Here is a 12,144-nt window from a genome sequence, read left to right on the forward strand (position 1 = left end):
AGCCTGCTAACTGCGTATCAACGCGTACATAAGTACAAAGTCGATGACTGCATTGTTGGTGGAATAATCACGTAAGTCAAGGGGTTTGGGGCGCAGGTTGTCAAATTTTTCACGGTATTCCTGCGCGCCGGACTTGATTTCGGCAATCGAAACGCCATCTGCGCAGTTATCCGAAAAAGCGTAAGATGGAAATATCAGAAAACGAGCTGATGTTTACGCTCGGCACCAACCTCGGAAGTATTAGAATACCCCATGGCAACGAAGCACGATACTGAACAACTGCTAGAGCGGCAGACCGTCAAACCGCCTCCGCTATACCAGGTGGCGCTACTGAACGATGATTACACGCCGATGGAATTTGTCGTGGCCGTGATCCAGGAGTATTTCAACAAGGATCGGGAAACGGCCACGCAGATCATGCTGTCGGTGCACCAGAATGGCAAAGGGGTGTGCGGCGTGTTTTCCAAAGATATAGCGTGTACCAAAGTGGAGTTTGTCTTAACGCATGCACGCAAGGCAGGGCATCCCCTGCAGTGCGTGATGGAGGAAGTATGATTGCGCAGGAACTTGAAGTATCCCTACACATGGCCTTTGTCGAGGCACGCCAGGCACGCCACGAGTTCATCACCGTGGAACACCTGCTATTGGCGTTGCTCGATAATCCTTCGGCCGCCGAAGTCCTGCGTGCATGCGCGGTCAATATTGAAGACCTGCGCAAGACCCTGACGAATTTCATCGGCGATAACACCCCGACCGTGCCTGGCACGGGCGAGGTCGACACCCAGCCGACGCTGGGTTTCCAGCGCGTGATCCAGCGCGCGATCATGCACGTGCAGTCGGCGTCCAACGGCAAGAAGGAAGTCACCGGCGCCAACGTGCTGGTGGCGATCTTCGGCGAAAAGGACTCGCACGCGGTGTACTACCTGCACCAGCAGGGCGTGACCCGTCTCGACGTGGTCAATTTCATTTCGCACGGCGTGCGCAAGGACCAGCAGGTCGACACGTCCAAGGCGCCTGAAGGCGTCGAGGAAGCGCAGGTCGAAGGTCAGGCCAAAGAGAGCCCGCTGGACCAGTTCACGCAAAACCTGAACAAGGCAGCTGCCGACGGCAAGATCGATCCGCTGATCGGACGCGAAGAAGAAGTCGATCGCGTGATCCAGATCCTGTGCCGTCGCCGCAAGAACAATCCGCTGCTGGTGGGCGAGGCGGGCGTGGGTAAAACCGCGATCGCCGAGGGCCTGGCATGGCGCATCGTCCAGGAAGACGTGCCTGAAATCCTGCAGAACGCGGTCGTGTTCTCGCTGGACATGGGCGCACTGCTGGCCGGCACCAAGTACCGCGGTGACTTCGAGCAGCGCCTGAAGGCCGTGCTCAAGCAGATCAAGGACACGCCGAACGGCATCCTGTTCATCGACGAGATCCACACGATCATCGGCGCCGGTTCGGCTTCGGGCGGTACGCTCGACGCATCGAACCTGCTCAAGCCGGCGTTGGCCAATGGCCAGCTCAAGTGCATTGGCGCGACCACGTTCACCGAGTACCGCGGCGTGTTCGAAAAAGACCACGCGCTGTCGCGCCGGTTCCAGAAGGTCGACGTCAACGAGCCGACGGTCGAACAGACCATCGCGATCCTGCGCGGCCTGAAATCGCGCTTCGAAGAGCACCATGGCGTGAAATACTCGTCATCGGCGCTGACGACCGCAGCCGAACTGGCTGCGCGCTTCATCAATGACCGTCACCTGCCGGACAAGGCAATCGACGTGATCGACGAAGCCGGTGCTGCCCAGCGCGTCCTGCCGAAGTCGAAGCAGAAGAAGACGATTGGCAAGGCCGAGATCGAGGACATCATTGCCAAGATCGCGCGAATCCCGCCGCAATCGGTCAACCAGGACGATCGCAGCAAGCTGCAGACGATCGACCGCGACCTGCGCAACGTCGTGTTCGGGCAAGACCCGGCGATCGAAGCACTGTCGGCGGCGATCAAGATGGCGCGCGCCGGCCTTGGCAAGACGGACAAGCCGATCGGTTCGTTCCTGTTCTCGGGCCCGACCGGTGTCGGCAAGACCGAGGTCGCCAAGCAGCTGGCCTTCATCATGGGCATCGAGCTGGTGCGCTTCGACATGTCCGAGTACATGGAGCGGCACGCTGTCTCGCGCCTGATCGGTGCGCCGCCGGGCTACGTTGGTTTCGACCAGGGCGGCCTGCTGACCGAAGCGATCACCAAGAAGCCGCACACGGTGCTGCTGCTGGACGAGATTGAAAAAGCCCACCCGGACATTTTCAATATCCTGCTCCAGGTGATGGACCATGGCACGCTGACCGACAACAACGGTCGCAAGGCCGACTTCCGCAACGTGATCATCATCATGACCACGAATGCGGGTGCGGAAAGCCTGACCAAGCGTTCGGTTGGTTTCGTCAACTCGCGTGAAGCGGGCGACGAAATGGGCGACATCAAGCGCATGTTCACGCCAGAGTTCCGCAATCGTCTGGATGCGATCATCAGCTTCCGCGCGCTGGACGAAGACATCATCCTGCGCGTCGTCGACAAGTTCCTGATGCAGCTCGAAGAGCAGCTGCACGAGAAAAAAGTTGAAGCCATCTTCACCGAGAAGCTGCGCAAGTTCCTCGGCCAGAAAGGGTTCGACCCGTCGATGGGTGCACGTCCGATGTCGCGCCTGATCCAGGATCTGATCCGCAAGGCGCTGGCCGACGAACTGCTGTTCGGTCGCCTGACCAACGGTGGTCGCGTGACGGTCGACCTGAACGAGAAGGACGACGTGGTTCTCGAGTTCCCCGAGGGCGATGTCAGCCCGCCACCGGCCCCGGCCGAGACGGTCGAAATCGAGTAAGCAGGTTCGCTCCCGCAAAAGCCCGCGCACGCAAGTGCCGCGGGCTTTTTTCATGCTTGGCGTCACCCACACGTAACGTTGATTGCGCATTTCAGCATGGCAATCACAGTTCCTGCGGCGCTATTTCACATGCCTGTCATCGAACATTCCTACACTGTGCGCACACGTTGTTTCACTCTCCCGGAAATCCCAATGCGACTCGCACCGCGCACTACTTTTTCCAAGCTCATCGGTGCCTTTGGCATCCTGTCCCTCGTCATTGTCATCATCGCCGCCGTTGCCGTCTGGCGCATGCAAGCAGCCGACGTCATCACGTCCAACCTGGTCGACGACAAGCTCGCCAAGCAGCAACTGGCCTCCGAACTGCTCGGCATCGCGCGCCTGAACGGCTCGCGTGCCGTGTCGATCGCGCGCAGCGACAGTCTGGAACTGGGCGATTACTTCGGCGCACAACTGGCCGAAGGACGCAAGATCGCCAGCGACATCGAGGCGAAACTGGGCAAATTGCCGGGTACGCCACAGGAGCGCACGCTGATCGCTGCAGCAGGAGAGCGTAAGGCGGCGCTGGCCACGATCCAGGCCGACCTGTTCAAGGCCAAGGACCTGGGCCAGACCGGCCTGGTCGAAGAGATCCTGACCAGGCGATGGGAGCCGGCCTACGGTGCCGAGGTTGCTGCGCTTGAAGGTCTGCTTACCCACGAGAGCAACGAAGCGCACCGCCTGGCCGACGCGTCGGCAGCGGCCTCGCGTTTCAGCAAGGCGCTGCTGCTGGTGCTCGGCGCTGCGGCGCTGGCCGTCGCCGGTGGCCTGGCGTGGCTGCTGACCCGTAATCTGGTCGTGCCGCTCAAACAAGCTGCCACGCTGGCCGAGCAGGTAGCCCATGGCGACCTGCGCCCGACCATCCGCCACGTCCGTACGGATGAAATCGGTCGCCTGTTCGATGCACTCAACGGCATGACGCATGGCGTGTCGGGGACCGTGGCGCAAGTGCTGCAAGGGGCGCAGGCAATCGATGCCGCGTCAGGTGAAATCGCCGAAGGCAACCAGGACCTGTCGATCCGCACCGAGCGCCAGGCCGAATCGCTGCGCGAGACGGTCACGGCGATGGACGAACTGTCGGACGCCATCGCCAGCAACAACGCCAATGCGCAGCAGGCCAATGCGCTGGCCCAGACGGCGTCAGGCGTGGCCGCCGAGGGTGCGCAGGCCGTGGGTCAACTGGTCACGCGCATGGGTGCGATCAAGGCGTCGGCCGCGCGCATCGTCGACATCACCGGGATGATTGACAGCATCGCGTTCCAGACGAATATCCTTGCGCTGAATGCAGCGGTGGAAGCGGCGCGCGCCGGCAGCGAGGGGCGGGGGTTTGCGGTGGTGGCAGCCGAAGTGCGCAACCTGGCGCAGCATTCGGCCAATGCCGCCAAAGAAATCAAGAAGCTGATCGGCGAATCGTCGCACGAGATCGAGGTCGGCACCGGCATGGCTGAAGCAGCCGGCTCGACGATGCGCGCCATGCTCCAGCACGTGCACGAAGTGGCGGGCATCCTGGGCCAGATCCACACCGCCAGCGCCGGCCAGGCCAACGGCGTCACGCAGGTCAGCCGCGCGATTGCCGAGATGGACCTCTCGACCCAGCAGAATGCGGCGATGGTCGAAGAAGCGGCAGCAGCAGCCGCCTCGATGCGTCAGCAGGCCGCGGAATTGTCGGCGCTGGTGGCAACGTTCAAATTACGTCAAGAACCTCTCTTGCTGGCGTAGGGCGTGCGCGGCTTCGCCGCGCACGCGGTGATGGTTGGCAGCACGTTCATCCGGGAGAGATCGGCGTCGGCTCTCAGACGGATGATGACGGCAATTTAACCAATCAAATCGCCGCCAGCGCCCGCCGCAAATCCTCACGCTGATCGTCGATATGCTCGATCCCGACCGACAGGCGAATCAGCCCGTCGCCAATACCCAGCTCGGCACGCCGCTCCGGCGGAATGCTGGCATGCGTCATCAGCGCCGGATGCTCGATCAGGCTCTCCACCCCGCCCAGGCTTTCGGCCAGCGTGAACACTTCGCACGCTTCCAGGAAGCGCCGCGCGCCGTCCAGGTCAGCGTCCAGCTCAATCGAGACAATACCGCCATACCCGCCATGCATCTGGTTGCGCGCCAGCGCGTGCTGCGGATGCGACTCCAGCCCCGGATAGTGCACCTTGCGAACCTGTGGCTGCTGCTCGAGCCAGCTGGCCAGCAGCAGGGCGTTACCGCTGCTGCGCTCGACGCGCAGGGCCAGCGTCTTGATCCCGCGCAGCACGAGAAAACTGTCGAATGGCCCCTGGATCGCGCCGACCGAGTTCTGGATGAAGCCGAGCTTTTCGGCCAGGCCCGTTTGGTGGTCGCTGGCGCCGACGATGGCCACGCCGCCGATCACGTCCGAGTGGCCGTTGATGTACTTGGTGGTCGAGTGCACGACGATGTCGAACCCGTGTTCGAGCGGGCGCTGGATGATCGGGCTGGCGAACGTGTTGTCGCAGACGCTGAGGATGCCGCGTGCGTGGCACAGGCTGGCAATGGCGGTCAGGTCGGCCAGCTTGAGCATCGGGTTGGTGGGCGTCTCGACCCACACCATGCGCGTGGCAGGCGTGATGGCGGCGGCCAGCGCGTCCGCGTCGGACAGATCGACGTAGCTGAACGTATGCCCGGCGCTGTCGCGGCGCACGCGCTCGAACAGGCGGTAAGTGCCGCCGTACATGTCGTCGCCGGCCACGATGTGCGAACCGCTCGGAAGCAGTTCCAGCACGGCAGCGATGGCGGCCAGGCCCGACGCAAACGCGAAGGCGGCGCGGCCACCCTCGATATCGGCCAGCGAGCGTTCGAGCGCGAAGCGGGTCGGGTTGTGCGAGCGGCCGTAGTCGAAGCCCTGGTGCACGCCCGGGCTTTCCTGGCGATAGGTGGAAGTGGCGAAGATCGGCGGCATCACGGCGCCGGTCGCGGGTTCGGGTGACTGGCCGCCATGGATGACGCGGGTGGCCAGGTGGCGTTTGAATTCGATCGTGTGTTTGGTGTCCGGATGGGTCACGAGAGTGTCCTTCGCAGGTGATTGAGCAGGTCGAAGCGCGTGATCAGGCCGAAGAACTGCGGCCCGTCGGCGATCACGGCAGTAAGGCCCCGGTCGAGAATGTCGCGCAGTTGCGCCATGCTCGCGCCAGGGGGCAGGGTTTGAAGGTCGGCCGTCATGGTGGTTGAAACCGGCGCGCTGAAATGGTCGTTCGATTGCGTCACCTTCAGCAGCAGGTCGGATTCATCGATCAGGCCCGCCAGACGCCCATCGGCGTCCATCACGGGCAGTTGCTGCAGATCGCTCGAGCGCATGCGGTTAAACGCAGTGAGCAGCGTGTCCGATGGCGCCAGCGTGATGACTTCGCCGGCGTCGTGGCGGCGCCCGATCAGGTCGCGCAAGTCACCCGTTTTCGGACGCGTGATCAGGCCCTGGTCGACCATCCAGCCATCGCTGTACACCTTGCTGAGATAGCGCGTCCCGGTGTCGCAGACGAACGTGACGACGCGTTTGGGGCGCGTCTGTGCGCGGCAGTACTTGAGCGCCGCGGCCAGCAGCGTGCCGGTGGAAGAACCACCCAGGATGCCTTCCTGCTGCAGCAGCAGGCGGGCGGTCGCGAAGCTTTCTTCGTCGGTGATCGTGTAGGCCTGCTTGACGCGGGTGAGGTCGGCGATGCCGGGAATGAAGTCTTCGCCGATGCCTTCCACGGCCCACGAGCCGGCATGCTGCGACACGTGGCCGGTCTCGACGTATTCGGCCAGGATCGAGCCTTTCGGATCGGCCAGAATGAATTCGAGCTGGGGTGCGGCTTTCTTGAAGTAGCGCGACAGGCCGGTGAGCGTGCCGGACGAGCCGACCCCGAGCACGATTGCGTCCAGCTTGTGCTTGGCCTGGTCCCAGATCTCGGGGCCGGTCGTGGTTTCGTGGGCGCGCGGATTGGCCGGGTTGTTGAACTGGTCGGCAAACCAGGCGCCGGGAATCTGCTTGGCCAGCCGCGCGGCGAGATCCTGGTAGTACTCCGGGTGGCCCTTGCCGACGTCGGAGCGGGTCAGGTGGATTTCGGCGCCAAGTGCCTTGAGGTGCAGGATTTTTTCGGGTGCCATTTTGTCGGGCACGACGAGCACGACGCGATAGCCCTTGATGCGCGCCACCAGCGCCAGGCCCAGGCCCGTGTTGCCGGCGGTGGCTTCGACGACGGTGCCGCCGGGATTGAGCAGGCCGTCATGCTCGGCCTGTTCGATCATCGTCTTGCCGATGCGGTCCTTGATGGAGCCGCCGGGATTCTGCGATTCGAGCTTCAGGAACAGCTGGCAGGGCCCGGTATCGATGCGGGTCACTTCGACCATCGGGGTATCGCCAATCAGGGAAAACAAAGCCGCTTGCGACGCATGTTGCATATTTGCCTCCGTTGGGGTCGGACTGCGGCGCCGCGGATAGAGGCGCCGCGGTCGGCATGCCATGACGACCTGGCGCGGATTGGCGCCAGGCCATATCAAAGAATCATGATACGAGTTTTCGGTGGACGTTGCTTTAGAGCGTCTTAAGGGTTGAAGATCCGAGGTCAGCCTTCCGCCTTCAGCCGCCGCCACAGCGTCGTGCGGCTGATTCCCAGATGGTCGGCCGCCAGGTCGCGCTGCCCGCCAAAGCGCGCCAGCACTGCCGCTGCCGATTCGCGGTTCTGCCCGGCCGATGCGCTGGCCGGCGCTGCACCACGCGCCAGCTCCGGCGCCACCGACAGCATGAAGCCGGGCGTGAGCGCCTGCAGCGGTTCGGCCGCCAGGAACAGCGCCAGGCGCTCGGTCAGGTTGCGCAGCTCGCGCACGTTACCGGGCCAGGCGTAGCCGGTGAGGAGCGGCGTGCAGGCCTTCAGTTCGGCCAGCAGGTTGGGATGCGGGCGCGCATCGAGCGCGGCCAGTGCGCCCTTGAGCGACCATTCGAGCAGCGGCGCGATGTCCTGCACCCGTGCCCGCAGTGGCGGCAGGGCCAGGCGCAGCACGGCCAGGCGATAGAACAGGTCGGCCCGGAAGCGTCCGTCGCGCACGCGCGCCTCCAGGTCGCAGTGGGTGGCGCTGATCACGCGCACATCGATCGGCACCGGCCGCGTGCCGCCCACGCGCATCACTTCGCGTTCCTCCAGCACGCGCAGCAGGCGCGTCTGCAAGGCGAGGGGCATTTCGCCAATCTCGTCGAGAAACAGCGTGCCGCCATTGGCCGCTTCGAACAGCCCCGCGTGCCCGCCACGGCGTGCGCCGGTAAACGCGCCGTCTTCATGGCCGAACAGTTCCGATTCGAGCAGCGACTCGGCAATCGCGCCGCAATTGACGGCCACGAAAGGGCGGTTCGCATCCTGGCGCGGGCTTTCGCGGTGGATCGCCTGCGCCACGAGTTCCTTGCCGCTGCCGGTTTCGCCTTCGATCAGCACGGTGCTGGGCGAGCGCGCGTACAGCACCACCGTCTGGCGCAGCTGCTGCATGGCGGGCGAGTCGCCGCGCAGGTCGTTCAGGCCGCGCCGCAGCCGCTGCCTGTCGGGCGGCGTGCTGCCGGTTCGGCCACGGCCACGGCTGCGATCGACCTCGAGCCGGGTCAGGCGCGCCAGTTCCAGAGCATCGTCGAACGCCTGGCGGATCGATGCCGCCGAATACAGGAACACGGCGCGCAGGCCCGCTTCTTCGGCCAGGTCGGTTACCGAGCCGGCGCCGACGATGACGGCCACGCCCAGCGCCTTGAGTTCATCGACGGCAGCGCGCGCGTCTTCCTGCGTGACATAGCTGCGCTGGACCAGGGCCAGGCCGAAGCCGGTGGCGAACTCGGCCAGCTCAGGGAGCAGGGCGCCATAACTGACCACGCCAATGGCGCCAGGGGCATTGCCGGCGAGCTTGCGCGCGCGCGTGAGCGCCTGCAGCACGTCGAAGCCGCTGGCCCTGGCGGCGACCACGGGCACCGACACGCGGCTCTTGAGCCAGGCCGCGTTCGAGCCGGCCGCAATCACGACGTCGCAGTGCTCGCTGGCCAGCCGCTCACGGATATAGGTGGCCGCCTCGTCGAAACCGATGTGCAGGGGCTCGATCGACGCCAGGTGATCGTATTCGACGGTGATGTCGCGAAACAGCGCGGACAGGCGCGAGACCGAGACCGTCCAGATGATCGGCTTGTCGCCAGCAGAAGAAGGGCGTGGGGAATCCATGTTTCAAGTGTAGTGCAAATGATGAACCCTGTTTCAGCTTGAAACGCCAATTTGTCGAACGACCGGTCGTAATTAAGCTTGCGGCGTAAGAATCCGGTAAGGGCATGCCCGTAGGATGGGTCGCAGCCACAAAGGCAGCCGAACCACGGCATTATCAAAAGAATCAGGAGACAAAGTGGATCAAGATATCGTAGACCGGGTCAAGAACGACCCCAATTACCAGAAACTCAAGCGCATCCGTTCCCGCTTCGGCTGGACGCTGACCTGGGCCATGATGATCGTGTACTACGGCTTCACGCTGCTGGTCGCGTTCAACAAGGAATTCATGGGCACCCCGATCGGCAACAGTGTCATCACCTGGGGTATTCCCCTGGGCCTGTTCGTCATCCTGTTTACCATTCTGATCACCGGCATCTACGTGCGCCGCGCCAACCGCGAATACGACGAGTTGAGCGATGCCATCCGTGCCAAGGTGGGCGCATGATGGCCGGCGCTCGCACCCCCTCGCTGCTGGCATTCGTGCTGCTGGCCGCCTCCGGCATTGCTTACGCCGCGCCCGATATGGGCCAGGCCGTTCGCCAGCCGACCAACTGGACCGCGATCAGCATGTTCGCGCTGTTTGTCGTGGGCACGCTGTTCATCACCAAGTGGGCCGCAGCCAAGACCAAGTCGGCGTCCGACTTCTACACCGCTGGCGGCGGCATCACGGGCTTTCAGAACGGTCTGGCGATCGCGGGCGACTTCATGTCGGCTGCATCGTTCCTGGGTATCTCGGCCGCCGTGTTCCTCGACGGTTACGATGGCCTGATCTATGCGATCGGCTTTTTGGTCGGCTGGCCTGTCATCACGTTCCTGATGGCCGAGCGCCTGCGTAACCTGGGCCGCTTCACGTTTGCCGACGTCGCTTCGTACCGCTTCGCGCAAAAGCCGATCCGCGTGTTCGCTGCGTCCGGCACGCTGGTCGTGGTCGCGTTCTACCTGATCGCGCAGATGGTCGGCGCGGGTCAGCTGATCAAGCTGCTGTTCGGTCTGGAATACTGGATCGCCGTCGTGCTGGTCGGTATCCTGATGATGGTCTACGTGCTGTTCGGCGGCATGACGGCCACCACCTGGGTCCAGATCATCAAGGCCGTGCTGCTGCTGTCGGGCGCGTCGTTCATGGCGTTCTCGGTGCTGGCGCAATACAACTTCAGCCCGGCCAAACTGTTCCAGACCGCGACCGAAGTGCATGCCAAGGGCACCGCCATCATGGGCCCGGGCACCTTCATTAAGGATCCGATCTCGGCCATTTCGTTCGGTATGGCGCTGATGTTCGGTACCGCCGGCCTGCCACACATCCTGATGCGCTTCTTCACCGTCCCGAGCGCGAAGGAAGCGCGCAAGTCGGTGCTGTGGGCGACCACCTGGATCGGCTACTTCTACATCCTGACCTTCATCATCGGCTTCGGCGCGATCGTGCTGGTGGGTACCAACCCGGCATTCAAGGATGCAGCCGGTGCTCTGCTGGGCGGTAACAATATGGCGGCGGTCCACCTGGCCAAGGCCGTGGGCGGTGACGTGTTCCTGGGCTTCATCTCGGCGGTGGCGTTCGCGACCATCCTGGCTGTGGTGGCCGGTCTGACGCTGTCGGGCGCTTCTGCCGTGTCGCACGATCTGTATGCGACCGTGTTCAAGAAGGGCAATGCCACCAGCGAAAACGAGCTGCGCGTGTCGAAGATCACCACCATCGGCCTGGGTATCGTGGCCGTGGTGCTGGGTATCGCCTTTGAGAAGCAGAACGTCGCCTTCATGGTGTCGCTGGCCTTCGCAATTGCCGCATCGGCCAACTTCCCGGTGCTGTTCATGTCGGTGCTCTGGAAGGATTGCACTACCCGCGGCGCCACGGTCGGCGGCTTCCTGGGCCTGGCCACGGCAGTGGGCCTGACGATCGTGTCGAAATCGGTGTGGGTCGATGTGCTGCACCATCCGGCAGCGATCTTCCCGTACGCCTCGCCAGCCATCTTCTCGATGGCAGTGGGCTTCATCGGTATCTGGCTGTTCTCGATCACCGACAAGGGTCCCCGTGCCCGGATCGACCGTGCAGGCTTCGAGGCGCAGCAAGTGCGCGCCGAGACCGGTATCGGTGCATCAGGCGCGTCGGGCCACTAACGTCCGATCAGTCAGGCAGCGCAAACCGGGTGTGGTCCGCAAGGACCCACCCGGTTTTTTTTGGTCTCTGCGCTATTGGAACTGCATCAAACCGTCGTATATCCGTCAATCTTTTCAACGAAGCGCACATGGTTTGACCATTGTCGACCGGGTGCCAATTTCTGTCGTGCGACCATCCCAAAGGTAATTCCACTCAAACTTCATTCAAGCTGGAGGAGAGACATGGATCCAATCCTGGGACAAATCATCTTGTGGCCCATACCGTGGGTACCGATCGGCTGGGCCTTGTGCGACGGCTCATTACTAGCGATCAATCAGAATCAGGCGCTCTACACGCTGCTGGGCAACTACTACGGTGGTGACGGTCAGCAGACCTTTGCGCTGCCCGACCTGCGTAACAGGTTTCCGATGGGCGCCCAGGGGATGACGGGCATCGCCCAGAAGGGCGGCGCCACCACGGCGAGCATGAGCGGGGCCAGCGGTGCCGGCAGCGTCACGATCGGCGTGAACAACCTGCCCGCGCACAGTCACGGGGCCGCATTCACGGGCGCGGCGGCGGCCAGCATCAGTGTCGCGGTTCCCGTCGATGCGGTCGGTGCGGCGGTGGACAGCGTGCCGGGTCCCGGCAAGGTACTCGGGTGCGTGACGGGTGGGCTCACGCCGCCCAAGCTGTATGCGACCGACACCGCCACGACCACGCTGCGGCCGTTCGACGTGGCGTTGCCGGCAGCGGCGGGCACGATCGCGGTGAGCACGACTGGCGCCGGGCAGCCGTTGCCGGTGCAGGTCGCCCTGACCGGCGCCATCGGCACCATGCCGCCATATACCACCCTGAACTTCATCATCGCCACGCAAGGTATTTACCCGTCACGTCCATGAGTGCTCCCGGGCTGCCAGGCGCAGCCCGGTTGAAACTTCCC

At 63.6% G+C, this 12,144-nt stretch carries 9 protein-coding genes; 6 read left to right on the forward strand and 3 right to left on the reverse strand.

Annotated elements, in window-relative coordinates; translation table 11 throughout:
- Window positions 1–252 precede the first annotated feature (252 nt).
- The 3 genes from clpS to AC56LY_RS03885 all read left to right on the forward strand — a co-directional run bounded on the left by clpS (window position 253) and on the right by AC56LY_RS03885 (window position 4,610).
- Entirely contained in the window at window positions 253–555 is a 303-nt protein-coding gene (clpS, locus tag AC56LY_RS03875) for an ATP-dependent Clp protease adapter ClpS (protein ID WP_137175749.1), read from the forward strand.
- The gene (gene clpA / locus AC56LY_RS03880) at window positions 552–2,852 is read left to right on the forward strand and encodes an ATP-dependent Clp protease ATP-binding subunit ClpA (protein WP_482897957.1); all 2,301 of its coding nucleotides are present in this window, start codon (window positions 552–554) and stop codon (window positions 2,850–2,852) included. The genes clpS and clpA overlap by 4 nt, the downstream gene beginning before the upstream one ends.
- Window positions 2,853–3,044: 192 nt before the next feature.
- Window positions 3,045–4,610, forward strand: a complete 1,566-nt coding sequence (locus tag AC56LY_RS03885; protein WP_499576748.1) for a methyl-accepting chemotaxis protein — start codon at window positions 3,045–3,047, stop codon at window positions 4,608–4,610.
- A 103-nt stretch (window positions 4,611–4,713) separates the two neighbouring features.
- On the opposite strand, the gene AC56LY_RS03890 is transcribed toward AC56LY_RS03885, so the two are convergent.
- From AC56LY_RS03890 to prpR, 3 genes are all read right to left on the reverse strand, one after another.
- Window positions 4,714–5,913, reverse strand: a complete 1,200-nt coding sequence (locus AC56LY_RS03890) for a trans-sulfuration enzyme family protein (RefSeq protein WP_499576750.1) — start codon at window positions 5,911–5,913, stop codon at window positions 4,714–4,716.
- A complete protein-coding gene (locus AC56LY_RS03895; RefSeq protein WP_499576751.1) occupies window positions 5,910–7,289 on the reverse strand; it encodes a pyridoxal-phosphate dependent enzyme in 1,380 nt (459 codons plus the stop codon). The genes AC56LY_RS03890 and AC56LY_RS03895 overlap by 4 nt, the downstream gene beginning before the upstream one ends.
- 164 nt (window positions 7,290–7,453) lie before the next feature.
- Window positions 7,454–9,076, reverse strand: coding sequence for a propionate catabolism operon regulatory protein PrpR (gene prpR, locus AC56LY_RS03900; RefSeq protein ID WP_499576752.1), 1,623 nt, complete (start codon window positions 9,074–9,076; stop codon window positions 7,454–7,456).
- Window positions 9,077–9,251: 175 nt separating this feature from the next.
- Between prpR and AC56LY_RS03905 the strand changes: the two genes are divergently transcribed.
- From AC56LY_RS03905 to AC56LY_RS03915, 3 genes are all read left to right on the forward strand, one after another.
- Window positions 9,252–9,560: a DUF485 domain-containing protein gene (locus tag AC56LY_RS03905; RefSeq protein ID WP_499576753.1), complete on the forward strand. Its 309-nt coding sequence runs from the start codon at window positions 9,252–9,254 to the stop codon at window positions 9,558–9,560.
- Entirely contained in the window at window positions 9,557–11,224 is a 1,668-nt protein-coding gene (locus AC56LY_RS03910; protein WP_499576754.1) for a cation acetate symporter, read from the forward strand. Before AC56LY_RS03905 ends, AC56LY_RS03910 begins: the two co-directional genes overlap by 4 nt.
- 222 nt (window positions 11,225–11,446) lie before the next feature.
- Window positions 11,447–12,103: a phage tail protein gene (locus AC56LY_RS03915; RefSeq protein ID WP_499576756.1), complete on the forward strand. Its 657-nt coding sequence runs from the start codon at window positions 11,447–11,449 to the stop codon at window positions 12,101–12,103.
- Window positions 12,104–12,144: the final 41 nt, after the last annotated feature.

It is taken from the genome of Telluria sp. ZT3P25 (genome assembly GCF_059685895.1).

Coding starts and splice junctions, on each gene's coding strand:
- clpS (WP_137175749.1), top strand. CDS start 253: ATGGCAACGAAGCACGATACTGAACAACTGCTAGAGCGGCAGACCGTC.
- clpA (WP_482897957.1), top strand. CDS start 552: ATGATTGCGCAGGAACTTGAAGTATCCCTACACATGGCCTTTGTCGAG.
- AC56LY_RS03885 (WP_499576748.1), top strand. CDS start 3,045: ATGCGACTCGCACCGCGCACTACTTTTTCCAAGCTCATCGGTGCCTTT.
- AC56LY_RS03895 (WP_499576751.1), bottom strand. CDS start 7,289: ATGCAACATGCGTCGCAAGCGGCTTTGTTTTCCCTGATTGGCGATACC.
- prpR (WP_499576752.1), bottom strand. CDS start 9,076: ATGGATTCCCCACGCCCTTCTTCTGCTGGCGACAAGCCGATCATCTGG.
- AC56LY_RS03910 (WP_499576754.1), top strand. CDS start 9,557: ATGATGGCCGGCGCTCGCACCCCCTCGCTGCTGGCATTCGTGCTGCTG.
- AC56LY_RS03915 (WP_499576756.1), top strand. CDS start 11,447: ATGGATCCAATCCTGGGACAAATCATCTTGTGGCCCATACCGTGGGTA.